The 24,748-nt window shown below is 55.3% G+C and carries 19 protein-coding genes; 2 read left to right on the forward strand and 17 right to left on the reverse strand.

Translation table 11 applies throughout. From position 1 onward, the window contains the following. Positions 1-9 precede the first annotated feature (9 nt). From BN2684_RS10350 to BN2684_RS10370, 5 genes are all read right to left on the reverse strand, one after another. Complete coding sequence (locus BN2684_RS10350) at positions 10-303, reverse strand: hypothetical protein (protein WP_148449941.1); 294 nt, start codon at positions 301-303, stop codon at positions 10-12. A 171-nt stretch (positions 304-474) separates the two neighbouring features. Continuing rightward, positions 475-1,812: a 5'-deoxyadenosine deaminase gene (locus BN2684_RS10355; protein ID WP_058302091.1), complete on the reverse strand. Its 1,338-nt coding sequence runs from the start codon at positions 1,810-1,812 to the stop codon at positions 475-477. A 267-nt stretch (positions 1,813-2,079) separates the two neighbouring features. After that, positions 2,080-2,937: a sugar phosphate isomerase/epimerase family protein gene (locus BN2684_RS10360; protein WP_058302092.1), complete on the reverse strand. Its 858-nt coding sequence runs from the start codon at positions 2,935-2,937 to the stop codon at positions 2,080-2,082. 164 nt (positions 2,938-3,101) lie between these two features. Further along, the gene (locus BN2684_RS10365) at positions 3,102-4,175 is read right to left on the reverse strand and encodes a Gfo/Idh/MocA family protein (RefSeq protein ID WP_058302093.1); all 1,074 of its coding nucleotides are present in this window, start codon (positions 4,173-4,175) and stop codon (positions 3,102-3,104) included. Between the two features lie 186 nt (positions 4,176-4,361). After that, entirely contained in the window at positions 4,362-5,537 is a 1,176-nt protein-coding gene (locus BN2684_RS10370; RefSeq protein ID WP_058302094.1) for a Gfo/Idh/MocA family protein, read from the reverse strand. 232 nt (positions 5,538-5,769) lie between these two features. On the opposite strand from BN2684_RS10370, the gene BN2684_RS10375 reads away from it, so the two are divergent. Next, positions 5,770-6,648 carry an AraC family transcriptional regulator gene (locus BN2684_RS10375; RefSeq protein ID WP_058302095.1) on the forward strand — a complete coding sequence of 293 codons (879 nt, stop codon included), beginning with the start codon at positions 5,770-5,772 and terminating at the stop codon, positions 6,646-6,648. A 115-nt stretch (positions 6,649-6,763) separates the two neighbouring features. On the opposite strand, the gene BN2684_RS10380 is transcribed toward BN2684_RS10375, so the two are convergent. The 9 genes from BN2684_RS10380 to yicI form a co-directional block, all read right to left on the reverse strand. After that, positions 6,764-8,491: a cellulase family glycosylhydrolase gene (locus BN2684_RS10380; protein ID WP_058302096.1), complete on the reverse strand. Its 1,728-nt coding sequence runs from the start codon at positions 8,489-8,491 to the stop codon at positions 6,764-6,766. A 208-nt stretch (positions 8,492-8,699) separates the two neighbouring features. Continuing rightward, on the reverse strand, positions 8,700-9,284 hold the full coding sequence (gene clpP, locus BN2684_RS10385; RefSeq protein ID WP_058302097.1) for an ATP-dependent Clp endopeptidase proteolytic subunit ClpP: 585 nt from the start codon (positions 9,282-9,284) through the stop codon (positions 8,700-8,702). Between the two features lie 64 nt (positions 9,285-9,348). After that, positions 9,349-9,579 (reverse strand): hypothetical protein, encoded by a 231-nt coding sequence (locus BN2684_RS10390; RefSeq protein ID WP_058302098.1) that lies wholly within the window; start codon positions 9,577-9,579, stop codon positions 9,349-9,351. Further along, complete coding sequence (locus BN2684_RS10395) at positions 9,572-10,207, reverse strand: ArsR/SmtB family transcription factor (protein ID WP_058302099.1); 636 nt, start codon at positions 10,205-10,207, stop codon at positions 9,572-9,574. The genes BN2684_RS10390 and BN2684_RS10395 overlap by 8 nt, the downstream gene beginning before the upstream one ends. Before the next feature lie 315 nt (positions 10,208-10,522). Further along, on the reverse strand, positions 10,523-12,439 hold the full coding sequence (locus tag BN2684_RS10400; protein WP_058302100.1) for an amino acid ABC transporter ATP-binding/permease protein: 1,917 nt from the start codon (positions 12,437-12,439) through the stop codon (positions 10,523-10,525). After that, positions 12,436-14,169, reverse strand: coding sequence for a thiol reductant ABC exporter subunit CydD (gene cydD / locus BN2684_RS10405; protein WP_058302101.1), 1,734 nt, complete (start codon positions 14,167-14,169; stop codon positions 12,436-12,438). The genes BN2684_RS10400 and cydD overlap by 4 nt, the downstream gene beginning before the upstream one ends. A 9-nt stretch (positions 14,170-14,178) precedes the next feature. Continuing rightward, positions 14,179-15,195 carry a cytochrome d ubiquinol oxidase subunit II gene (gene cydB, locus BN2684_RS10410; RefSeq protein WP_234340212.1) on the reverse strand — a complete coding sequence of 339 codons (1,017 nt, stop codon included), beginning with the start codon at positions 15,193-15,195 and terminating at the stop codon, positions 14,179-14,181. Then, positions 15,185-16,600, reverse strand: a complete 1,416-nt coding sequence (locus BN2684_RS10415; RefSeq protein ID WP_058302103.1) for a cytochrome ubiquinol oxidase subunit I — start codon at positions 16,598-16,600, stop codon at positions 15,185-15,187. Before BN2684_RS10415 ends, cydB begins: the two co-directional genes overlap by 11 nt. A 457-nt stretch (positions 16,601-17,057) precedes the next feature. After that, positions 17,058-19,379: an alpha-xylosidase gene (gene yicI / locus BN2684_RS10420; protein ID WP_058302104.1), complete on the reverse strand. Its 2,322-nt coding sequence runs from the start codon at positions 19,377-19,379 to the stop codon at positions 17,058-17,060. A 161-nt stretch (positions 19,380-19,540) separates the two neighbouring features. Here yicI and BN2684_RS10425 point away from each other — a divergent pair, with 161 nt between their 5' ends. After that, positions 19,541-20,428 carry an AraC family transcriptional regulator gene (locus BN2684_RS10425; RefSeq protein WP_058302105.1) on the forward strand — a complete coding sequence of 296 codons (888 nt, stop codon included), beginning with the start codon at positions 19,541-19,543 and terminating at the stop codon, positions 20,426-20,428. Between the two features lie 805 nt (positions 20,429-21,233). Here the strand turns inward: BN2684_RS10425 and BN2684_RS10430 are convergent. The 3 genes from BN2684_RS10430 to BN2684_RS10440 form a co-directional block, all read right to left on the reverse strand. Beyond that, positions 21,234-22,202, reverse strand: coding sequence for a phosphotransferase enzyme family protein (locus tag BN2684_RS10430; RefSeq protein ID WP_058302106.1), 969 nt, complete (start codon positions 22,200-22,202; stop codon positions 21,234-21,236). 273 nt (positions 22,203-22,475) lie between these two features. Beyond that, positions 22,476-23,537, reverse strand: coding sequence for a Gfo/Idh/MocA family protein (locus tag BN2684_RS10435; protein WP_262360913.1), 1,062 nt, complete (start codon positions 23,535-23,537; stop codon positions 22,476-22,478). 303 nt (positions 23,538-23,840) lie between these two features. After that, positions 23,841-24,686, reverse strand: coding sequence for a YitT family protein (locus tag BN2684_RS10440; protein WP_058302531.1), 846 nt, complete (start codon positions 24,684-24,686; stop codon positions 23,841-23,843). Positions 24,687-24,748: the final 62 nt, after the last annotated feature.

A 24,748-nucleotide genomic window follows, 5' to 3' on the forward strand; every position in this document is an offset into this window, starting at 1 on the left:
GGTTGCTTCTTACTGCACCCTGCTATCCTTCGTCTTCAAATCCTGCAGCTGCTGCTCGATTTTGGCGAGCTCCGCCTTTTCCGCACGGATGCCGTCACTGGACTCCTTGATCACGTCCGCAGCGCTGGAGAGATCGTCTCGGTCATAAGCCTCGAAGACTGCCTTGCCGAGCTTGGCGTACAGCTTTTCGATATCGCGCCGCTTGCTGGCGGCTGTGGCATGAAGTTTGGTCGTCTCCAAGGTTTCCTTCGCGACTTCGGATGCTTTGTTCGCTCCTTCCCGGAGCTTATCCATCCATCCCATGTTGCCCACCTGCCTTTTCGGAAGTATGAGGATTTCAGTACCATCATACACGTTTCCGGCGGGAAAAGGAAAGTGAAGACAGGCAATAGGCATCCTCCTTGCCGTGAAGTCGATCACATTCGCGAATCATGATGCGTATTGTATTGTCGCTTAAAGAGCATTCGCTCTCCCTTACACGAGCGACGTCCGGCTGAGTAGCCGCTTGATCGAAAGGTCCGATTCCTTCAGCACAAGCGCCTTGTCGATGGTCTTCATGATGCCGTTCTCCATGACGATTCTACCGTCGATGATTGTGGTCTCCACATCCGCGCGAGTGGCGGAGTACACGATCCGCGAGATTGGATCGACATCGTAGGACGGGAATGTGTGGAAATCGTTCAGGTTGAGAATCGCCATATCCGCCTTCTTCCCGACCTCCAGGCTTCCGATTTCCTTCTCCATTCCAACAGCACGTGCGCCTCCGATCGTCGCCATACGGAAGACCGTCTTGGCATCCATCGCAGTCGGCCCGTGAATCGGCTTCTGAATCAGCGCCGCAAGCCGCATTTCATTGAACATGTCGAGGTTGTTGTTGCAGGGTGCTCCGTCCGCTCCGAGGCTGACGGACACGTGATTGTGTAAAAGCCCCGGGGTGTCCGCGATACCCGACGCGAGCTTGAGGTTGGACGAAGGGCAGTGGCTGACATGGACTCCGCGTTCGTGCAGAATGCGTTTTTCCTCGTCGTCGAGCCAAATGCAGTGAGCGAGGATGAGGCGGTCGTTGGCGAGTCCAATCCGATCCAAGTAGACGATGTTCCGGTACCCGGTGCGGGCCTGAACAATCTCAATCTCCCCAGGATTCTCGGAAGCGTGGGTATGCACCATGACGTTATACTTGGCTGACAGGTCGCGCACCTCTGTAAGCAGCGGCTCGGTGCACGACACGACAAATCGCGGGCAAAAGGCGTAGCGCAAGCGCCCGTCGTCATACCCGTCCCACTTCTCAAGCAGATCGACGCTCTCCTGCAGGGAGCGAGCCGTGTCCTCTTGGAGCGCGAGCGGAATGTCATTGCCCTTTTCATCCATCATGACCTTGCCAGACAAAGCTCGAATTCCGCTCTCCGCCATGGCCCGAAAGGCCGCGTCCGTATGCCGTACGGTCTCCATGTCGACGATGGTCGTCGTTCCGCTGCGGATCAGCTCACCTAAGCCCAACATGGCCGAGTAATACAAGGATTCCTCATCATGAGCCGCTTCCAGCGGCCAGATGCGTTTGCGAAGCCAATCGAGCAGCTCCAAATCGTCTCCCTTACCGCGAAAAAGCGTTTGGCAAAGGTGAATATGAGTCTGGACAAAACCCGGAATCACCGTTCTTCCCGATGCATCGATCACTTTCTCACCAGGTGCGGGAATCAACCCGGGACCGATTTCTTCGATCCGCCCATCCTTCACCCGAATATCTCCGTGAAGAATTTCCTCCTGGTTATTCATCGTGACAAGCTGCGCTCCCTTGATGAGCATGGTGTTCATAGGCGTTCTTCCTTTCCACTGTCCATCTGAAGAGCATCTGTTTCTCTCTAGTCGACCGATGCAGGTCTCTTCTATTGTACATCGAAAAATCCCTCTTCACTATCGGAGGACAGAGGGAAGGAGGAGATCCCTATTCGGCAATGTGGAAAGAAAAGACCTCATCCTCCACTTTATCGGGAATGATGAGGTCCACACGTGTAACTGGACTGATTCCTATTCATGCAGACACTTTAAGTTTAAGGTCAGTCTCCGAACGCCAAATTCGAATCATCCCCACAGAGAGCGCAGGTACTCTGCCTGATCCCTTAGCGAAGCTTCGTTCGGATGCGGAAGGCTGAAGTCTTCGATGCTGAGCCAGCCGTTATACCCGATGTGTCGCAGATCGGCAAATAGCTGGCCGAGATCGGCAGCTCCTTCCCGGAGTGGCGCCCAATGGGCATTCCAGGAGGAGGTTCGCGGAGGCTGCGGTGTAGCGTCCGCTCGAAGCCAAGAAGCGTTCTTCACATGAACATGGCTCAAATAATCGCCTAGCACCTCCAGCCCCAAGCGGTAATTCTCAAAGCCCTCATGGACCATGTTGCCCGCATCGTGAATGACGCCGATCCGCTCCGGGTGGAAGCCCTCTACCAATCGCCGGGCAAGGGAGGCGCTTGCGGAGATATTGCCCATATGGATCTCCACGAGTCCTTTAACCCCGTATTGCTCGCTGAGTTCCTGCACCCCGTCCAGGTAGCGGCGTGCCTCAGCCAACAAGTCTCCATAAGCTGCCATCCGGTCATAATAAGGGACCCCGACGCGAATCGACGGCGCGCCCAGCTCCTTGGCGACCTTCATTCCCTGCTCCGTGCTCGCAAGGTCGCCGCAAGCGAGATAGCAGCCGAGGTTCGGAACGGCAAGCCCTTGATCCTCCTGCGCTTCCTTGAGCCTCCGCAGCTCTTCCGTCGCAAGATCCGGGCTAAGCGTGGAATGATTGTTCCCCCAAAATGACGGTTCTTCCCCAGCCCGCTGCGGATCATTATGCGTGACCCGCCATTCGACTCCGTCATAACCGGTCCTCGCTAATACCTTGAGGGTCTCCTCCGGCGTAAAATCTGGAAGCATCACCGTAAACACCGACAATTTCATCGCTTACTCCTCCTGTTGTCTTTCTAGCTTCGCCGCCACCGTTACCAGCGTGTCGTGCCGCCGTTGAATTCGCGAACCATTCTATCGAACTTTTGTCGAGTCCGAACCAAAGCTGCCGCTTATGAAGCCAACTGCTGCAACCTGAAGCTGCAACACAGCTCCCCCTACTCCACCCATTCGGCTTGCTGCTGAGCCTGAAGGCACAGCTCCGCCGCCTTGAATGCGTGGGCTTGGGTCATCGCCTGTTCCGTCCGGTTCAGGCAGTCCAAGATCAGTTCTCCGAAGAACGGAAAGCCCACCTTGCCGTGAAGGTTCATATAATACTCACCTTCCCCGTTTACCAGGAACAGATGATCAGATTTCGGGCTGCAGGCGATGTCGATGTACTTGCGCAGCTCGATATAGCCTTCCGTTCCGACAATTAGGGTTCTTCCATCTCCCCAGCTGCCGAGACCCGAGGGTGTCAGCCAATCCACGCGGAAATACTGCGTGGCTCCGTTATCTCCAAGCAGGGTGGCATCGCCGAAATCCTCCAGCTCCGGGTACTCCTTGTTCGCGTAATTTGCGACCTTGCTGTGCAATACGCGCGCATCCCGGCAGTCCGCATAATCGAGAAACTGCTCGATCTGATGGCTGCCGATATCGCAGAGGATCCCTCCGTACTTTTCCTTTTGGAAAAACCAATCCGGCCTCGTAGGCGCATTCAGCCGATGCGGACCGAAGCCCGTCACCTGAACGACTCGGCCGATGGCTCCGTCGCGGATCAGCATTCCGGCATGAACAGCGCTCTCGACATGCAGGCGCTCGCTGAAGTACACCATGTATTTGCGTCCGGTCTCCGCTGTTTTCCCGCGTGCCTGCTCCAGCTGGTCGAGCGTAGTAAACGGCGTTTTATCCGTAAAATAATCCTTGCCATGCTCCATGGCGCGAAGGCCGAGCGCGCAGCGCTCCGAGGGCACCGCCGCTCCAGCGATGAGGCATACCTCGGGGTCGCTTAGTATCGTTTCCTCCCGATCCGCCGCCCGGACTCCGGGATAAGCCTTCAAGAAGGCGGCTACCTTGTCGGGATCGGGATCATAAACCCATTTCAGAACGGCTCCCGCTTCGATCAGTCCGTTGCACATCCCGTAAATATGACCATGGTCCAAAGCAATGGCCGCGAAGACGAATTCCCCCGGCTTCACCACCGGCTGAGGCTTCCCTACAGGGGCGTAATTCATCCCGTCATTTTTGTTCATGCCGCAGTTCCTCCCGATTGTGATTGACATGTTAAATTGATCGCTTCCACCCAACTTGATACCGTGCAAATAATACGCTGTCAGCCCTAATCGTGTGGATGTGAATCGGCGTTAATTGGTATGAGAAGTTGTGCGGAGACCACGGTTTTTGAGCTGACAGCGTACTAGCTATTCATCTGCCGTCCGTTAATGGGTGCCCTCGACGCTGAGCGTCCGGTCTGATCCCTCCGGCTTGACGAACTTGGACTCGCGAATCCTCTCCTGAAGCAGTTCATAATACTTCTCCTCGTCCACTGGAAGCTCCGCCCAATTGTCCGTCCAAGCAGACAGATGAATGGCATTCGAGATGGACAAGCCCTTGATGCCTTCTTCTCCCGGAGCAATGAGTGGAGCATCGTGAAGGATCGCGTCGGTGAAATTTTGCAGGATACCCAAATGCCCCGACTCCGTACCGCTGACCGGAATTTCACATGTCCAGCATTCCGGCTCGCCAAATCCCCCAGTGTAGGTTCGGTTAAATTCGGATTCGGGGACACGCAGCCGCCAAAAGGTAAGTCGGCCGTTCTCGATGACGATCTTTCCGCGATCTCCGGCTATCTCAAAGCGATTCGTTCCGGGGGCTTCCCCCGTGGTGGTTACGAATAATCCGGTGGCTCCATTCGCATATTCCACATAGGCGGTCACTTCATCCTCCACTTCGATGTCCCTCCATTTGCCGAAGCCGCAAAAGGCGCGGACGCGAACAGGCATGAGTCCGGTCGTCCACTGCCAAAGGTCGAGCTGATGCGGGTCCTGGTTGATCAGCACTCCGCCGCCTTCTCCGGACCAGGTCGCCCGCCAGCCGCCGGAATTGTAATAGCTTTGGGAACGGTACCAATTCGTGATAATCCAATTCGTCCGGCGAATCTCCCCGAGCTCGCCCGATTTGATCAAATCCTTCAGCTTGCGGTATAGCGGATTGGTCCGCTGGTTGTACATGATGGCAAATTTCTTGTCCGAGCGCGCAGCCGCCTCGTTCATCAGCCGCACCTGCTTGGTATAGACGCCAGCGGGCTTTTCAACCAGTACGTGAAGGCCGTGCTCGAACGCTTGAATCGCCAGCTCCGGATGAGAATAGTGGGGAGTGGCGATAACGACCGCGTCGATCGAACCTGATGTATACAGGCTGTCCGCGTCCGCGAACCGCTCCACTTCCGCTCCGAATCGGCTTTCCGCCCAAGAGAGCCGTTCCGGATTGATATCGCATACGGCCGCGAGCCGCGCTTCTTTCACTTCTCCATCCCACAGTCTGGATGCATGGGAAGATCCCATATTACCGATGCCGATGATGCCGATCCGTAAAGCCTCATTTTGCTTCGTCATGAGACAACCTCCTAAGGACCCTTTTCCGAAAGGGTGTTCGTGATCATCGTAGCACAACCGCTTTCAAGCCGATTGCTTCCTGTATGGGTCTTCACGACGATTGTTATACGAGATTGGTGTCATTCTCTAGAACCGCACCTGGAACTGTGGTACACTGTTCGCACCTTGAACCGAGAGTGAAAAGTCCGTGGTATGCGCCTGTTTCCGATTTTCCCTTTCCAGGAGGTACTCCATGTCCAAGAGCCTGCAGTTTCGCACACCGATCAGCGCCAGCTGCTCCACCAGTCCAATGCCGATCAGCTTCCATTCGCATCAGGAATATGAAATCTATTATTTCCACACCGGCAGGTGCAGCTACATCATCGGAGACCAAATCTACGAGCTTGCGCCCGGCGATCTGATTCTGATGAACGGAATGGTCCTTCATTCTCCGAAAGCAGATCCCACAACGTTGTATAAGCGGACGACCGTTCATTTCCATCCCCAATATGCGGCCAAGCTGCTGGGCCTCGGATTTCGCCTGCCGCTCTTACGCCCTTTCGAAAATCTGAAAAACACCCGATTATCCCTCTCGAAAGATGAGCAAGCGATCATCGAGCCGCTACTCGGCCGGATGTGCGCCCTTTGCCGCCAACCGGATGATCCGTGGGCACACGACCTTCTGCTTGCCACGTTTCTGACGCTGCTGACGGAAATGTACCGCTTCACTCGCCAGCCCTCACGCCCCGGGGGACCCGATATGAGCATTAAGCAGCAAAATGTCCAACGTATGATCGCTTACTTAGAGGAGCATTATCCCGAGGAGTTGACCCTGGAGCAGATCAGCGCCCACATGCGCCTCAACAAATATCACCTGTCCAAAATCTTCAAGGAAGTCACCGGCTCCACGCTCTTCGATTACCTGTATCAGCGGCGCATCAATCAGGCCAAAGTGCTGTTTACCTTGAATCCGGAGCGTCCGGTTACCGAAGTTGCATACGAGACGGGGTTCAAGTATCCGTCCCATTTCAGTCGTTATTTCAAGGCCTTCACCGGCATCGGCCCGGACGCCTACCGCAAAGCGATCCGGGACCCGAAGGCGGGATCTTCGTTAACGGGGCAGCTGCAATAACGTGAGATGTGGATTCCCCCCCTCCGCCGGACGAATAAGAAGACTTCCAAACCACCTCTCACAGTGGGTTAGAAGTCTTCTTTATCTTCTTTATGGATTATTCGAGCGAACGTCCTTATTTACTAGCCGTACCTGTTACGTTCGTGCCTGCTTTTTCAATCGTGTAAGTGACGATCTTGCCGCTCCAGAAATGGAACTTCAGGATCACCTTGCCGTCTTGAACCTCGTTGAAGAAATTGGCGGTCAGCTTGATTTCGTTCGTCGCGTAAGAAGGCGCAAACGTATAGCTGAATTCCTTGAAGGGCGTCCAGTTCTGCGGTCCGGCATTGCCTCCCGCTTCATAGACAGCTTCCATCGTCGCCAACTGATCGCCGTTAAACGCCGTCGGAATGTTGAACGAAGACGTCGTTCCCGTCGCATTGCTCAGCTTTGGCGTCTGGAACACGATGACGTGGAATGCCCAATCCGCCCCTTTGTTGAAGGATGCGAGGATGACGGCATTCTCGCCGAGCTTGCCGGATGCAATCTGCTTGCTAAGCGTCGAGGCTTTGATCGTAAGCTCCTCGCCATTTAAGGTATAATCCTGTTTTTCTTTCAGCTTCTTGCCGCCGACGGAGAGGCCGGTCAGCTTGTTGCCGTTCAGGTTAAGCTGGATTTTGGCATCCTTGACCGCGGTGCCTTTTTCCAGTTGAATGCGGTCGCTCTCGGCATTGGAGGAACGGCTCTTCAGGCTCGCCTTCAGGACGCCGAACAGCTCCGGATCGGACCATTGGTAGGTATAGCGGTTGAAGTGCTGGCCGTTATCCCACAGCATGGAGGTGATTTTCTTTTCCTTCAGGTATTGAGAGAGGAATTCGAAGAATTTCAGCTTCTCGCCCTGCTCGATCACCCCGGTGTTCTTGTCAAAGCCAAGCAGTCCGTATTCGCCGAGAATGACGGGAATGCCTTTGGCAACGAAGGTATTATAGACGCTGTCAAACGTATTGATGATATCGTTCCGCGTATCCTTCTCAAACGTGGTATAACCGGCGATGTTGACGCTGAACGGCCAGAACCCATAGAAGTGCACAGTCGCGATGAGGTTCGGGTCCTTCAGCTCTTGAATCGTTTTGTAGAGCTCATCCATCCGCGCCTGGGTCGGAGACGACTCGAGGGAAGGGAGGATCAGCGGCCGGGTTGCATTCTTCCCGCCGGATTTCCGCACGATCTCGTGGAAGGATACGTTCAATTCTTTGAGCATCTTGAACATGAGGGCTTCGTCTTTCGTTCCACCGTCGGTAAAACGCGGCTCGTTGATGCTTTCGAACGAAACCTTGTCGGAGACATCCTTGAAGCGGTCGGCGATCTGCGTCCAGGCTGCGTTGTAGCGCGCCAGAACTTCGTCATGATTCTTCTCCATGCCGCTTACCCACAGCCAGGAATCGTGATGCATGTTGATCATGACATAGAGTCCGGAATCAAGCGCCCAACCGATCACCTCTTGCACCCGGTTGAGATACAGCGGATTAATCGTGTACTCCGGTCCTTCGCTCATGTACTGGTTCCAGGTGATGGGAATGCGGATGCTCTTGAAGCCTTGTTTCGCTACCTGTTGAATCAGTTCCTTGGTGACGGCGGGATTTCCCCAACTGGTTTCGTCGTCGCCGGTTGCATCCAAGGTATTCCCCAGGTTCCAGCCCGGCTGCATCGCTTCAACATACTTCTGGAGTTTGCCGTCTGTGGATGCCGATTGAAGCGCTTCCACAGAATCGGATGCTGCGAAAGCCGATACGGGAGACAGGGAAAGCAGCATAACCGATACGAGGGCGAAAGACAGCAGCTTGATGAGAAATTTTCTCTTCATGGGACTCTCCTTTTCAAATGTTTGATTTATGTAAGCGCTTGCGAAATAAACTGTATCACAACATCGGGATAGGAAATACCTTCATATTTGGGAGAAAAATACCCGCTGAATTATCGATAACTCAAACCCTCAAATGAAGAGCCGTCCCTCCTACCCACTCTGGATAGGACTTGAGACGGCTCTCATCTTGCGCTGGATTTCGGGTCGCTTAGACCCGCTCAATGACCCGGTCGATCAGCCCGTATTCCTTCGCTTGCTCGGGCGTCATGTAGTAATCGCGGTCGGTATCCTTCACGACCTTCTCGAGGGGTTGACCGGAATGCTTGACGATCAGCTGGTTCAGCTTTTCCCGCGTCCGCAGGATGCTGTCCGCATGGATTTTGATGTCGGATGCCTGCCCCCGGATACCGCCGGTCCAAGGCTGGTGAATGAGAATCTCCGAGTTCGGCAAGGCATACCGCTTGCCCGCAGCCCCGCCTAGCAGCAGAATCGCTCCCATGGAGGCCGCGAATCCGACGCAGGTAGTCGAAACATCCGGCTTCACGAATTGCATCGTGTCATAGATCGCAAGCCCCGCCGTTGTTGAGCCTCCCGGGGAATTCACGTACAGGTGGATATCCTTCTCCGGATCATCCGCAGACAGGAACAGGAGCTGAGCCACGATAGAGTCCGCCATCTGATCGGTCACCTCGCCGCTTGCAAAGACGATGCGGTCCTTCAACAGCCGGGAGTAAATGTCATAGGAACGCTCGCCCCGGCCGGTTTGCTCGATGACATAAGGAATGCTGGTCATATCGAAAACCTCCCTTTTTCACGTTTCTCGTATGGTGAGATGTGGATAAACATGTGCGAACCGCTTACGCGGCGCAGCGGATCGACCCGCTGCCGCCAGGAACGGGCCTTGCAGCCAAACGCGGAAGCGCCTGACCAAATCCGGCCGAAACAATCTGGGTCCGGATCAGGATGCGGCCGTCTTCGGAGTGAACAGCTCGCTCCTGAATCAACGGCGTTCCGTCCTCCAGTTGGACCAACGTCTTCTCCCGGACTTCGGGAGCCAAGCTTTCTTCGGTCTTGAGCGGCTCACTCATGGCCCTCTTCCCCCTTCTTGTTCGAACCTGGTCCTGCGGAAGCGGGGCTCGGGTATACGGCAAGAGCAACGGCATACTCTTCTCCGACTCCAACCTCATCCTCAGGCAAAGCATACTTCTTCATCACATTCTCGACGGCGGCCATGTACTCAGCAAGGAAAGCCTGACGCTTCCCTTCATCCTTCAGTCGGATCGATGATGTGAGAACGGCGCTCGGGACCTCTTCCCCCGCTTCGGTATGCTCCATCAGCTCAAGGGCATCGCGCCGCAGCTGGTCCGCCGTATGAACAAGACTGGCTAGAGCTCCCTGCTCTGGCAGCTTGCGTCGCGAGCCGATCACCGGCGCAAGGGCATCCGAGATCACGAAGGTGCGGGCGGCCGCTTGATAGAGCACCTCGACGAGGTTTCTCACCTGACGGCTTCCTGCCCGACAGACGAGGCCGACCTTCTCCAATGCCTTGATATGATAATTGATCCTCTGTGGTGTTTCTCCCAGGCTTCGTCCAACCTCCGTAGCCGATGCCGGCTGCTCCAACCGGGACACAATTTCTGCTCTCAGCGGATGGAGGAGCGCAAGCGCCTGCTCGGCGGATTCCACCAGAAGCTGTTCGGGAATGGGGTGCTGCACGCGATCACCTTCTTTGTCCAACTACGTACAAATAATTTTTTACGTAAATACATATTAGTACGAAAACCTCTGCAAGTCAAACGGTGATTGGCCTTATCATAAAAAAACCGCCTGGCAAGCAGCGAGGCTTACCGGACGGTTATTGGAAAATAGCGGTGGACAGGAACAACTTTCTTTCTTGAATGCTGCTCCGAGTTCCATTCTGTTTCATGGAACGCTTTAGCTCGCTCCCCGTACGCTGTTAACCTTAATCGTGTGGATACGAAGCTGAGTCAATCGATATGAGAAGGGGTGCGATAATCACCGTTTTTGATTTTACAATGTCCTCAGTTGAACGGGTCGGTCGAGACGGTACAGGTTGCGGTAACGTTCGGATGTATTCAGCAGCTCCTGATGGGTGCCCCGCATGACCACTTGGCCTCCATCGAGGAACAAAATTTCATCCATCGATTCGACTCCGACTAGATGGTGGGTAACCCAGATCAGAGCCTTGCCGCTCAGTTCGGCAAAGAGAGTGGACAGCAGCTCCCGCTCCGTTCTCGGGTCGAGTCCCACTGTCGGTTCATCCAGAATGACGACCGGATTGTTCTGCAAGAGCACGCGCGCGAGCGCCACGCGCTGCCGTTCCCCGCCGGAGAACCGCTGGCCGGTTTCGCGCATCGGCGTTTGTAGACCAAGCGGAAGCGACGCGATCAGCGGTTCCAGGCGAGCGTGCCGGATTGCGTCAAGGATTTCCTCCTCTGTGGCATCCTCCCGTCCGAGCCGAACATTATTCCTCACAGTCGTATCGAACAGATGCGGACTTTGATTGAGGACGGAGATCAGCTTCGCAATCTCGTCGCCGAAGCTTGCAGCCGGCAGCCCGTTAATCGTCACAGTTCCGCTGACCGGCTCCAGGGCGCCCTGCATCAGCTTGAGCAGTGTGGATTTCCCCGCGCCGCTGCGGCCGATAAGCGCGATCCGTTTCCCAGGAGTCAGGGTCAAGCTGACCTCCGCCAAAGCATCCTTCGCTTGACTCACGGCTGCAGGGCTTCCGGAACTTGAACCGGGCTCCTGCGGGTAAGCGAAGGAGACACGGTCGAATTGAATCGTTGCGCCAAGCCCGTATTCGTCAACGATTCGGGTGATATCCTGTACTGTCGCGGGCTTCTGCACTACTTCAAGCGGCTCTCCTCCGATCGCAGCAGGCAGGTCGCCTTGGCTGAGGTCGCGGGAACCTGCATCCAACCCAGATGGGCCACCATCTGGTTCTCCACTGTATTTCTTCAGCCAAGGTGCGCCTCCCGCCTCGATGTCGATAAGCCGCGCTTCCGATTGCTTGTACTGCGGAAGCTTCTCCACCGCCTCGGAGACGGGAAGGAAGGCGTCCATGAGCGGGAAGACGATCAAGGTGAACGCGGCGATGAACGTGGCGGGAATGAAGCCTTCCGCCGCTTGACCGCCTGCCCACAGCATCATGATGACGGCGCTGACGCCGACAAACGCGTTTGCAAGCAGCGTCCGCCAGCGAACGAAGCTGCGCAGGGAGCGGTCGATGGAAGCCGATGCGGCTTCATCGCCTTCATACTCCGCCACAAACCCGGCGGCGCGGCCGCTGATCACGTAGTCGCCAATGCCGAGCACCGCGTCGGTCAGCTTGCGATACAGGCCGCTTCGCGCGGTTCTGAGCTTGAGCTGGGCCGCTTTGGTGTACCGCAAGGAAACGGCGGGCAGCACGACGACCAGCACAAGCAGATAGAGCGCCATCAGCAGAGCAAACGTTCCGTCAAACATACCCAGTGCGGCGATCACTACAGCATACATGATCAAGGCAACCGCGCCAGGGAAGACGGTGCGCAGATAGACATTCTGCAGCTGCTCAATGTCATCCGCCAGCACCCCGAGCAGATCGCCCGTCCCGAAGCGGGAGCGAACGAACAATGCCTGCGGCTCCAGCACCTTGTACAGCCTCACCCGCATCCGTGACAGGATCTTCAGTACCGCGTTGTGCCCCACCAACCGTTCCACATAATGCAGCACGGCACGGCCGATGCTGAATGCGCGGACGCCGACGATGGGGACGTAGACGAGCAGAATGTTTTCCGGCGGGATGGACGATTTGGAGATCAGGAAGCCCGAGGTAAACATCAGCATGGAAGCCGACAGCACCGTCAGCAGGGCGAGCAGGACGATGAGCGCGAAGCTTCCGGCGTTCTTACGCAAATAATCGCGAATCCAACCGGCTTCCTTCATCGGACTCCCTCCTCTTGCACCCGGATCAGGTTATAATAGTGGCCTTTTTGCGCCAACAGCTCTTCATGCGTGCCCGACTCCGCCAGCCGTCCCTTGTCCATCACGAGGATGAGATCCATATCCGGCATCCAGTGCAGACGGTGGGTGGCCAGAAAGACCCGTTTTCCGGCAAAAAGCTGCAGCATCGTCTCCTTCAGCTCATGCTCGGTTTCGATGTCGAGATGGGCAGTCGGCTCGTCGAGCAGCAGCACCGGACGTCGGCTGAGATAAGCGCGGGCCAGCGCGACCCGCTGCTCCTGCCCGCCGCTCAAAGCGCGACCGCCGCTGCCAATTTTCTCCGCCAGCCCGTTCGGCAGACTCTTCACGAGCTCGCCGAGACCGGCCGCTTGAACGGCCGCTGCCACTTCCTCATCGGTTGCCTCCGGCACATAGAACCGGACATTATCCGCGAGGCTGCCATAGAAAAGATAAGGCTGCTGCGGAATGTACGTGGTCAGGTTCTTCCAACTCTGCGAGGTCAGCCGGACAGGCTCCCCGTTTAGCCTGAATTTCCCACCGGACAGCGGCAGAAATCCTCCTATAGCATCGATGAGGGTCGTCTTCCCCGCCCCGCTCTCGCCGATGATGCCGACCTTCAGCGAACCTGCGATGGCAAAGGAGATCCCCTCCAGAGAGGCATCTCCTTCCGCCTCATGCTTCACTTGCATGCGTTCGGCTGTCAGGATGTCGCCCTCGTTCAGTTCAGAAGGCAACTCTGCACCGCCCGCTGTATCGGCCGATTCTTCGGGAAGCGGAGTGTCGAGAATCTCCTGCATCGTCTCCGCGGCTTGTTTCCCATTCTGGGTCGCGTGGAAATCCGCCCCGACCATCCGCACAGGCAGGAAGTATTCCGGCGCCAGAATCAACACGGTCAAAGCCGTGACCAGCGTCATGTCGATGTGAATCAGCCGCAGGCCGAGATTGACCGCGACGATGGCGACGGAGAGCATCGTGAAGAAGTCGAGCGAGAAGGAGGAGAGAAAGGCGACCCGCAGAGTCTTCATCGTCGCTTTCCGATATTCGTCGCTGACCCGCTGGATGCTGGCTGCGTGAGACTTGCTGCGACCGAGCACTTTCAACGTTTCGAGACCGCGCAGGGAATCGACGAAATGGTTGGAAAGCAGCCGATACGAGGCGAGCTGGCCCTCCGTCTGCTTCTTCGCGGCTAGACCGACAAGAATCAGGAAGATGATGAGAATCGGCATGGTCAAGGTCAGGATCACGCCGGAGCGGAGATCCCGGTAATACACGTAAGCGAGGATGAGCCAAGGGGTGATGCCCATTTGGAGCATCCTTGGCAGAAACAGCTCCAGATAGGCGCGAAATTGAGCCACGCCTTCAAGCACGAGCGTGACCAATCCCCCGCTCCCTCGTCTGGACGTGAAGCGTGGCCCGAGGCGAAACAGCTTGTCCATCAGCTCCCGGCGGAGTCCTGCTGCGGTATCCTCCGCGAACCGGTAAGCGATCTTCTGCTGCAGGAGGCCGATCACATGGCGTCCTCCGAAAGCGAGCAGGAACAGCAGGCTTACGCCATACTGTTCCTGCACAGATTCTCCGGCAAACAGCGCGGAGATCCCCTCGGCAAGCCATTTGGCTTGGAGGATAATGGCTAACGTCTGCGCGAGAGTCAGAAGCGCGAGCAGCGCCATCACCGGCTTGATGCCTTTGTATTTCATCAAATCTTTGCCCATAAAGGCTCCTTAGTACTCCAGATGTTGTTTCTCATGAACCCGCTTATGAAAAACAAAGTAGCTCCAGATTTGATAGCCTAGAACAAATGGCAGCAGGGTGAGGGCTACAATGGACATTACCTTTAAGGTATAGGGACTGGAAGCCGCCGTGTCGAGAGTCAGGCTGAACGCCTTGTCGATGGAGCTGATCATCACACGCGGGAACAGACCGATAAACATCGAGGCCACAGATAGAATGATGATTCCGCCGGTCATCCCAAAAGCCCAACCATCGCGTTTCTTTTGGATGAAGTAGCCGGCAAGCAGGTACACGATGACGAGAAGAACTCCTGCAACAACGAGCTCTGCGAAATGTTCGGTGAACAAATCCGTGGCGAAATACGTCCAGATCCCGAATCCGACAAGCAGGACCGCGAGCGGCAGGTACAGCTTCTTGGCCAGGCTCCGCGCTCTCTCTTGAAGCGGACCTACGGTCCGCAGCGTCGTGAACATGAGGCCGTGGACGAGGCACAGCACCGTCAGAGTGATTCCTCCGAGCAAGGTGTATCCGTTGATGATATCCCCGAACAGGCTGGCCCGCATTTCCATATCTTGCCCAATCGGCAAACCTTTCATAATCGCGGAAAAGGCGACGCCGAGCAGGAGCGGCGGCAGGAGGCTGCCAATGAAGATACAGACGTCCCAGGTCTTCCGCCACTTCTCGCTGTCGAGCTTGCCGCGGAATTCAAAGCCGACGGCGCGGACGATGAGCGCGAGCAGCACGAACACGAGCGCTGTGTAAAAGCCGCTGAACATGGTGGCGTACCAGTGTGGGAAGGCGGCGAACATGGCCCCGCCTGCCGTAATCAGCCAAACTTCATTGGCATCCCAGAACGGACCGATGGAGTTGATCAGAACCCGGCGTTCGCCATCATTCTTCGCAATGAATTGAGTGGACATCCCTACCCCGAAATCAAAGCCCTCCAGGAAGAAAAACCCGACGAACAGCACCGCAACGAGAATGAACCATAGCTCATTAAGAGACAACGTGGGAGCCCCCTTTCTTGAAGGAATCGTTGAACGGATCTTGCGCGATCGGCGCATCCGGCTTCTGGTCGAACGGGCCTTTCTTGATCACCTTCACGAACAGATAAACCATGACCGTACCCAGAATTGCGTAGATCGTTGTGAATGTAATGACCGAGAAAAGCACCTGCCCCGCCGAAACGCTGGGGGATACGCTGTCTTCCGTCCGCATCAGTCCGAATACCGTCCAGGGTTGGCGTCCGATCTCCGTCATGATCCAGCCGGCCGTATTCGAGATGAAGGGAAGCGATATGCCATACAGAGCTGCCTTTGTAAACCATTTGTGATTGAGGTCGAGTTTCTTTTTCCAATGAAGATACAAGCCGTAGGCGAAGAGCAGGAAGCTCATGACTCCGGCCGCGATCATGATCCGGAAGCTCCAGAAGGTCGTGCGGACCGGCGGGATGTAATTGCCCTCCCCGTACTTCTGTACATACTCAGCTTGAAGCTCGAGAATTCCCTTCACTTCCCCTGAGAACTTGCTGTACGAGAGGAAGCTGAGCATGCCGGGAATGTTGATCTCAAAATTGTTCTTCTGATTCTCGGTATCGATCGTTGCGAACAGGTTCCAACCGGCGGGGTCGCCGCTCTTGCCCCATTGGGCTTCGGTGGCAGCCATTTTCATCGGTTGAGTCTTCACAAGGTATTGAGCTTGGGCATGTCCAGAAAGGGCGACTCCGAAGAAGCCGAGCAGCCCGAGAATACCGGCGATCTTAAGCGTGTGCTTAAACAGATCCGCATTTTGCTTCTTTGCGATCTTCCAAGCGCTGACGCCGAAGACGAAAGCGGCTCCGGTGAGCAAGGCACCGAAGAAGGTGTGCGGGAATTCAACGAGCAATTGGCCGTTCGTCAGAAGAGCGACGAAATCATTCATCTCGGCTCTGCCGTTGTTGATTTCGTAGCCGACCGGGTGCTGCATGAACGAGTTAGCCGCCAGAATCCACAGCGCGGACAACGTCGTGCCGATAAAGACGAGCCAGATGCTGAGCAGGTGAACCTTCTTGCTCAACCGATCCCAGCCAAAAATCCAAATTCCGAGGAACGTCGATTCCAGGAAAAACGCCAACAGCGCTTCGATGGCAAGAGGAGCTCCAAATACATCACCTACAAAACGGGAATAGGCCGACCAGTTCATGCCGAACTGGAATTCCTGGAGAATCCCCGTGACAATCCCGACGGCAAAGTTAATCAGGAACAGCTTGCCCCAAAACTTGGCCAAGCTTTTGTACTCTTCCTTCCCCGTTCTCACGTACATCGTTTCCATAATGGCTACATACAGCGCCAAGCATATGGAAAGCGGTACGAATAGAAAGTGGAAAATCGTGGTTGTCGCAAACTGCAGACGCGACAGGAAAACTACGTCCATCCTTTGCCCCTTCTTTCCTTGGTTTATCCTCTTGCAGGCCAACTCTACCCTACAGAGAATTTCATATATATGATTTATATCACAACGGCGATGGACGAAGCTGTGCAATATTGAACAATTGTATGTCTAAATTACAAACATATTGTGAATTATGCCGCAATCCTTAAAAAAGCATTCATCATTTGGAGATTGATGGATTTCATCGATTGTGAGAAAAATCCGCATCTTGTCGAAATTAACCATCCTCACGGCTTATCAATTTGAAAATCGCCAGTGAAAATCTCCACGAAGATTTTCATGATGATTCTCATGAAGATCCCCGCGAAGATCTCCGACTCCCTTGACAGGACAAAACCCCCGCCTGTACTGAAGAAAAGTACAGACGAGGGTATATATTGTGTATCGGATATCGATGCCATCTGTAGCGAAGAAAATGTGATTCACTTACAGGCTGCGATTAAGCCAATTCGATTTCGATCCGGCTGCTTGCTTCACCAGCGGGAACTCGGATGCCTTCTTCAGTCAGCTCCGCCTTGGCACCGTTCACCGAAGCGACGGCTCCCATTCCCTTGAGGGAAACGGTGAAGGCTTTGCCTTTCCCCGCCACGCTCAGGGCAACTTTCTTGCCGCTGCGCACTGCGTTCACCGTCAGCTCGACTTGGCCGGACAGATCGCGGACGGAAGCTTCCGCCGTGTGTCCGTCTTCCAGCGCATAGACGCCCAGGTTCACACCTTCGGCAAAGTCATAATCCGGACGGGTATCATTTGCTCCCGTCGCCAGAATCGAGTTCGGACGGACGAAGAGCGGCAGGCTGAAGAAATCGTATTGCTCCTTGTACCATTTGCCGCCTTGAACGGTCTCTCCGGTGAGGAGATGCGTCCAGGTGCCTTCCGGCAGGTAGTAGGTGACGCGGCCGTTCTCGTCGAAGATCGGAGCGACGAGAAGGTTCGAACCGAGCATGTACTGACGGTCGAGCTGTTCTGCGGTCGGATCTTCAGGGAATTCCAGCAGCATGGCGCGCATGGAAGGCAAGCCTTGCTCGTGAGCGACCGCTGCCGTGTCGAACAGGTACGGCATGAGGCTGCATTTCAGCTTGGTAAAGTGACGGGTAACATCCACCGCTTCCTGATCGTACGTCCACGGTACCCGGTACGATTCGCTGCCGTGCAGACGGCTGTGGCTGGACAGGAGGCCGAAGGCGAGCCAGCGCTTGAAGACATGAGCCGGAGCTTTGTTCTCGAAGCCGCCGATATCATGGCTCCAGAAGCCGAAGCCGGACAGACCGAGCGAGAGGCCGCCGCGGAGGCTCTCGGCCATCGATTCATAGTTGGCGTAGCAGTCGCCACCCCAGTGGATCGGGAACTGCTGACCGCCGGCCGTTGCAGAACGGGCGAACAGAGCGGCTTCGTTCTTGCCGAGCTTTTCTTCCAGAACCTCGAAGACCACCTTGTTGTACAGCTGCGTGTAGTAGTTGTGCATCTTGTTGGGATCGGAGCCGTCGAAGTAGACCACATCCGTCGGGATGCGCTCGCCGAAATCCGTCTTGAAGCAGTCAACGCCCATGTCGACCAAGCCGCGCAGGTAAGAAGCATACCATTCGCAGGCATCCGGGTTCGTGAAGTCCACGAGCGCCATGCCCGCTTGCCACATATCCCACTGCCAGACGTCGCCGTTCGGTTTTTTCACCAAGTAGCCGTGCTCCATGCCTTCCTTGAACAAGCGGGAGCGCTGAGCGATGTAGGGGTTGATCCAGACGCAGACCTTGAGGCCCTTCTCATGGATGCGGGCGAGCATGCCTTCCGGGTCCGGGAAGACGTCCTTGTCCCATTCGAAGTCGGTCCAGTGATAGCCCTTCATCCAGAAGCAGTCGAAGTGGAAGACATGTAGCGGAAGATCGCGTTCTGCCATTCCATCAATAAAGGACATAACCGTTGCTTCATCATAGTTAGTCGTAAAGGAGGTGGTGAGCCACAGCCCAAAGGTCCAAGCAGGTGGGAGCGCCGGCTTGCCGGTCAGGTCGGTGTACTTGACGAGAACGTCCTTCACTTGCGGGCCGTCGATGAGGAAGTATTCCAGCGATTCGCCTGCTACGCTGAATTGAACCTTCTTCACCTTCTCAGAGGCGATTTCCAGGGAAACCTTCTCCGGTTGGTTGATGAACACGCCGTAGCCCTTGTTGGTGACGTAGAACGGAATGTTCTTATACGCTTGCTCCGAGCTCGTGCCGCCGTCTTCGTTCCAGATATCGACCGTCTGACCGTTCTTGACGAAGGCGGTGAAGCGTTCGCCGAGACCGTAGACGTATTCGCCGACGCCAAGATCCAGCTCTTCGCGGACATAAGTCTTGTCGCCTTCGGTGAGGTAGCCCATCGACTTGGTCGTGCTGCCGGTTATGCGCTCGCCGTCGCGGTAGAAGGAGAGCGACCACGGAACGCCCTTCGCAATATGAGCGCTGAGGGAGCCGGAGGTGAAGATCTTCTCGGTCTCGGTTTCCGTGATCACTGCATGGCTCTTGCCTTGCTCGTTCAGTTGGAACACCGGTCCGCGCTCGCGCACGCCCAGGTTATGAATGATCTTGACGCCGATCACGCCGGGAGCCGGTGAACGGAATTCCACGGTAAGCAAAAGCGAGTTGAGGGTGTCTCCGCGGTGAGCTACCGCCTTGGGAGCGACGTAAGCCGTCAGAACTCCGTTATGTTCGGTGAAGTCGACTGCATGAACCGCTCCTTGCAGATCAACGCCGTCCCGAAGCATCCAATAGCCGTTGTTGAACTTCATGATAGAACCGCCTTTCGGTATGGTTGAAGAAAGGTGTAAGCCTTTCCAGCTTTTCATAGTTGTATTATACTGATAAAGGCTCGCAAAAACTAACAGATTAATGCGGTTTTATCCTACAATTTTGATGAAATCGAACATTTGATGGAAGGATGATACCCCACATGGACGGAACTGCTCGCCATCTGCTGAAAGAAACTCGCGCACACGGAGACGACCGATTCCCGCTTGCCGTGTACAAGCTGTTTTATTCCGCCGGCAGCCACGTGCTGGACACGCATTGGCATCCCGAAGCAGAATTTTTCTATGTTGTGGAAGGTGAAGTTTTGTTTCAGGTGGATACGGATTTTTTTCCCGTGAAGGCGGGAGAGGCCGTCTATTTGGATGGCGGGGACATCCATGCCGGATATGCGCGGGGAGATGCCGGCTGCCGCTTCGAAGCGCTCGTCATTGATCTCGCTTTCCTGGCTAGCGGCGGGTTCGATGTCGTTCAGGAACAGGTTGTCCTTCCCTTGATCGAAAAAAAACGCACCTTCCCCCGGATCATCCGCCCGGATTCGGAGGGAGAAAGGCGCATTCTCGACTTGATCGGCACGATCATGAACGCGTATGAGGCGGAGAGTCCTGGCTTCGAGCCGCTCGTGAAGGGCTGCCTGTACCTGGCTCTGGCGGAGCTTGCTCAAGCGGGTCTCCAAGTGGATCGAAGCGGTGGCGGCAGCCTCGACTCCGTGAAGGTCGAACGGTTGAAGACCGTGATCGGCTATATTCAAGAGCATTTTCAGCGTCCTCTGCGGATCAAGGAACTCGCCGATCTCCTGCCGATGAGCGAAGGCCAGTTTTGCCGCTTCTTCAAAACGATGACGGGCAAGACCCCCATCGAATACATCAACTCGTTCCGCATCCGCCAAGCCACGGAGCTGATCCGCCAAACCGACCGCAAGCTGTCGGATATCGCGCTCGACACCGGCTTCGACAACATCAGCTATTTCAGCAAGGTTTTCCGCAACGAGACAGGCTATTCTCCCTCGGACTACCGCAAGCGAGACCGGTAACTGGTGCAAGCAAGACCGGTAACTGGTGCAAGCGAGACCGTTACTTATGGGGCTGTGGGCTGTCCCAAAAGCCGTTTTTATCGGTTTGAGTACGGTGCCCTGGTCGTTGGAATGATGAGGTAGAGGACGAATCGTGCGGTGAGAATCAGCAGGCTTGATTCGCTCCCATTTCGGATCGATTGCTTCCTTCACATACCCCATTTGGGTGTGCAAAAGCCTCCGATCAATTTGGGGAGTACCTCCCCAGACATCATCGGGCTTTCCAGTAGCAATTCCAAGGGGTTACTCCCGGACTGCTCGGGTGCTATTTTTCTAATGGCGGCCACGGCTGCTATTTCGCCAATAAGTAGGGTTTGAAATTCTAACGGAGCTGCACGCCGCAAATGGGGGCCAATCGCTGATTATCACGCCGAAGGAAGTCAAATAGCTGCGTCCATTTCCATTAGGCGGAAAAGAGAGCCATTTCGAGCTGATTAACGGCTGCCGCTTCCGTTACAATCAAATCCGCGGGGGAACAGCCAGGGCTTGAGCGGTTCCTGCATCCAGGCTTACCGGACGTATGTCTGGAGATCGGAGAGCTTTCCCCTGCCTGCATCTGCTCATGAAGGCAAGACGCAAAAAAACCAAGTAGCTAAGCGGCAAGTTCTCGCTTAGCTACTTGGTTTCCTTCCAAATGTCACCGCATAGGGATTCCAAGGGTGTTTCAGGGTTACCTTTTGGCACACCCTCATCATAAGTACTTACCGCAAGCGAGACCACTCGCTGCCGCTTGCAGTACGGGGGACCGCTTGCATTCTATGCTCAGCTAGCATAGTAATGCATCCAACTCATCCCAATGATCCGTCACCCACAGCAGTTCTTCCGCAAAGCGCTTGATCTTCGGCGCAGGTTCACCGCAGAGGATGCTAGGCGTTAGCCACCAATTCGCTTCGATGCACCATGTCAGCCGAAGCACGGTTCGGATATCCTTGCGCTCTAGAGGCAAATGGCGGCGATATCCGGAGATAAAGGCGTCGATCCTCTCCAGCTTCAGCTCCCCACCCTGATAGGCGAACGACAGCATCGCCCTGCCGATATCCTGCCACTGCCATGTATGGCGGTTGCGGTCGAAATCAAGGAGAGCCGACACTCCGCCTTCATCAAACAACAGGTTATCGGCAGAAAAGTCGCAATGGGTGATTCCGGTTGGGACGGACCGAAATGGATCTTCTCCCATTGAATCGAGAATCCGCCGCTGCTTCAACAGTGCTTGCAGCAGCACTTCGTGTCCGCTTGCTTCGGCTTCCCGAAGCCTAATGGGGTAATCCCGCGCCAGCAGCTCTCTTCCTCCCTCCGGTTCAAAGGGAAGGTCGAGCAGCCGATGTTCTTGCCGCCAATGGGCATGAAGCGCACCGCATTGATTGCCAAGGCTCTCCATCTGCCGCTCCGTGACGGTCTCGGGAGACTCCGCATGTCCGGGGATGAAATCCATCAGCATATACGTCTCGCCGCTCCCGGTCCGTTGAAGATAGCTGCCGGATGTCGAGTAATACCGGGGCGCCTTGATCCCGTAATCGTACAACCTCCCGCTTCGCTTCATGGCGCTCTCCAGTGCGGCCAGTCTGTCCGCGGAGTAACGCTCCTCGCTAAACTGCTTGATCAGCACCGGCCCGTGCTCGGAATCAGCCCGCCATTTTCGATTGAGCCAGCCTCCCGATACCGGAACGGGATTCATCAGCACAAAATGAAATACTTGTTCAGCATGATTCAAGATCGAGTCAAGTTGTTCGGTCATTTGAAAGCCCCTCTATTCTTCTCCCTTACTTCATTCGAAATCGCCGTCCGGATTCCATGGCTCGCTTCATACATCTCTTCAGCCTCCGATTTACTCGTTGACTAGTAGACGTGGTCGAAGATGAGAAGGTTAGAAGAGATTTCAGCGTTTGCTAGCGAAAGCATAGACAAAGTCGTTTAAAAAACACAGCCCGCTCTAGGATGAGAAGGGCTGTGAGGACTGTCATCTATTCGTTATGCATCGATCCGAAATAACTGATCTGGTATCCCGACCTTACAGATCAAGATTTTTCAGCACTTCGCGCTTTTCAGCGGCCTCGAAGATCGTTTCGATCAGGCGCAGCACACGATGGACCTCGTCGCTCTTGACGAGCTGAGAGGATTTGCCTTCCAGAGCGGCGACGAAATTCTCATAGAAGCTTTGGGCGGGAACCGGTGCTTTCTCAATCGGCAAATGCAGAGTCGATTCCTCCGAGGGAGGCGCCATCGTCTTGGTGAGGCCTTGCCCCGCTTGAATCGGCTTCGGTTCCACACGCGCCACATCGGGATTGCTTCGGACGATCTCCCCATTTAGCTCCCAATCGCGGATGACCGCCGTGCCTTCCGTTCCCTTCACATACCAGCGCGGAAGCGTCAAATAGTTGGTGGTGCCGACTTCGATCACGGCGGTCAGCTCGTCCTTAAAACGAATATGCGCGGAGAAGCCGTCATCTACCTCTGTGCCGAGAATCCCGCTGAGCTCCGCAGTCACGCTATCGATCCGGCTGTCCGTCAGCAGGAGCAGCTGATCGAGAAGATGGACGCCCCAATCCAGCAGCATGCCTCCGCCGTACGCCTTCAATTGGCGCCAGTCTCCAGGAATGCCGTTAGCCCCTTGAACGCGGGACTCCAAGTGAAAGACGTCCCCGATCTGCTTCGTCTCCACCATGTGCTTGACGATCAGGAAGTCTTCGTCCCACCGGCGATTCTGGTGAACCGTGAAGATGCGATCCGCTTCCTTCGCCGCTTCGACGATCTCCAGCAGATCGGCGCTGTTTATGGTAACTGGCTTTTCGCAGATGACGTGCTTGCCTGCCTTCAAAGCCCGGATCGATATCTCCTTATGCACATCGTTTGGCGTAGCCACCAACACGACGTCAACCGATTCGTCCGCGAGAACAGCATCGAGGCTATCATAGGCTTTATAGCCCGCAGCTTCCGCCAGCTCCATCCGGTAAGGAACGACGTCATAGACTCCGGAGACCTCGATCTGGTCAACCGGCGCGATGAGCTGTCCATGATAGCTGCCCATGCCGCCGTAGCCTACAAGGACGACATGATAAGTTTTCTTGTCCACAGTATCGACTTCCCTTCATCAGGTTTATCCGCTACTCATTTTAACACAGTGCCAGGTGAACCGAAACGGAAAAACGGACGACATGTTCTGCCGATAAGAAGCCCCCAAACCTATTAAACGCGTGCTGCTCTCCATACATGGTACGACGTCGAATGACGGGGAACAACCCTATGCCGTCTCACCGCATTCCCCAAAAAATGAAAGCCCCCAGATGTGAGTTACGTATGAGTTATCGGGCACAAATGAAAAACAACCCACCGCAACTCAAGCTTGGGTTGCATTGGGTTATTTTCCACACCTGGGCTAGTGAATATCCTTCTTCTTGAAACGTCCGCCCATGACATCGTGGATATTGCCGATCGCGACGAAGGCGCTCGAATCTTTCTCTTCCACAATCGATTTGAGCTTTGCTTCCTCCAGACGGGTGATGACGATGAAGATGACTTTTTTGCCGTCGCCGGTGAAGGCTCCCTCGCCGTGAAGGAAGGTGACCCCGCGACCGAGCCGGTACGTGAGCGCCTCTCCGATCTCCTGATACTTGTCGCTGATGATCCATACCGACTTCGATTGGTCGATCCCCTCTATGGTGACATCGATCATCTTGAAGGCGATAAAGTAAGCGATGAGCGAGTACATGGCGCTGTTCCAGTCAAAGACGAACCCGGCGCTGCCCAGAATGAACACATTGATGAACATGACGATTTCACCGACTGAAAAAGGCATCCGCTTGCTGACCAGAATGGCCACAATTTCCGATCCATCGAGCGAACCGCCCGCGCGGATGACCAATCCGACGCCGACGCCGAGACATACACCGCCGAATACAGTCGCAAGAAGCGGAACGTCGGTTAAGGGCTTCACCGGATGAAGCAGCGTGGTTCCGATCGACATGACCACAACCGAGAACAGCGTGGAGAGGGCGAAGGTTTTGCCGATCTGCTTGTACCCGAGGAAGAGGAAAGGAATATTGAGGACGAGAAGAAAGACTCCGATGGGAATGCCGAACAAATGCGAGAAAATGATGGAAATACCGGTGATCCCGCCGTCGATGATGTTGTTCGGAACGAGGAAAATCTCCAGTCCGACCGAAAACAGGAGCGATCCGAAAATCATCGTAACCGCCCTCATCAGAAGGCGCGTTCCTGTCATTTTCCGGTGCTGAACCTGTGCGATGGTGCTCTCTTTTGTCAAATGTGCCAATAGAAATCCCC

This window comes from Gorillibacterium timonense, assembly GCF_001457415.1.
GTDB classification, from domain to species: domain Bacteria; phylum Bacillota; class Bacilli; order Paenibacillales; family NBRC-103111; genus Gorillibacterium; species Gorillibacterium timonense.

Excerpts from the sequence above, each read along its gene's own strand:
- BN2684_RS10350 (WP_148449941.1), bottom strand. The coding sequence starts at position 303 with ATGGGATGGATGGATAAGCTCCGGGAAGGAGCGAACAAAGCATCCGAA.
- BN2684_RS10355 (WP_058302091.1), bottom strand. The coding sequence starts at position 1,812 with ATGAACACCATGCTCATCAAGGGAGCGCAGCTTGTCACGATGAATAAC.
- BN2684_RS10360 (WP_058302092.1), bottom strand. The coding sequence starts at position 2,937 with ATGAAATTGTCGGTGTTTACGGTGATGCTTCCAGATTTTACGCCGGAG.
- BN2684_RS10365 (WP_058302093.1), bottom strand. The coding sequence starts at position 4,175 with ATGAACAAAAATGACGGGATGAATTACGCCCCTGTAGGGAAGCCTCAG.
- BN2684_RS10370 (WP_058302094.1), bottom strand. The coding sequence starts at position 5,537 with ATGACGAAGCAAAATGAGGCTTTACGGATCGGCATCATCGGCATCGGT.
- BN2684_RS10375 (WP_058302095.1), top strand. The coding sequence starts at position 5,770 with ATGTCCAAGAGCCTGCAGTTTCGCACACCGATCAGCGCCAGCTGCTCC.
- BN2684_RS10380 (WP_058302096.1), bottom strand. The coding sequence starts at position 8,491 with ATGAAGAGAAAATTTCTCATCAAGCTGCTGTCTTTCGCCCTCGTATCG.
- clpP (WP_058302097.1), bottom strand. The coding sequence starts at position 9,284 with ATGACCAGCATTCCTTATGTCATCGAGCAAACCGGCCGGGGCGAGCGT.
- BN2684_RS10390 (WP_058302098.1), bottom strand. The coding sequence starts at position 9,579 with ATGAGTGAGCCGCTCAAGACCGAAGAAAGCTTGGCTCCCGAAGTCCGG.
- BN2684_RS10400 (WP_058302100.1), bottom strand. The coding sequence starts at position 12,439 with ATGAAGGAAGCCGGTTGGATTCGCGATTATTTGCGTAAGAACGCCGGA.
- cydD (WP_058302101.1), bottom strand. The coding sequence starts at position 14,169 with ATGGGCAAAGATTTGATGAAATACAAAGGCATCAAGCCGGTGATGGCG.
- BN2684_RS10415 (WP_058302103.1), bottom strand. The coding sequence starts at position 16,600 with ATGGACGTAGTTTTCCTGTCGCGTCTGCAGTTTGCGACAACCACGATT.
- yicI (WP_058302104.1), bottom strand. The coding sequence starts at position 19,379 with ATGAAGTTCAACAACGGCTATTGGATGCTTCGGGACGGCGTTGATCTG.
- BN2684_RS10425 (WP_058302105.1), top strand. The coding sequence starts at position 19,541 with ATGGACGGAACTGCTCGCCATCTGCTGAAAGAAACTCGCGCACACGGA.
- BN2684_RS10430 (WP_058302106.1), bottom strand. The coding sequence starts at position 22,202 with ATGACCGAACAACTTGACTCGATCTTGAATCATGCTGAACAAGTATTT.
- BN2684_RS10440 (WP_058302531.1), bottom strand. The coding sequence starts at position 24,686 with ATGACAGGAACGCGCCTTCTGATGAGGGCGGTTACGATGATTTTCGGA.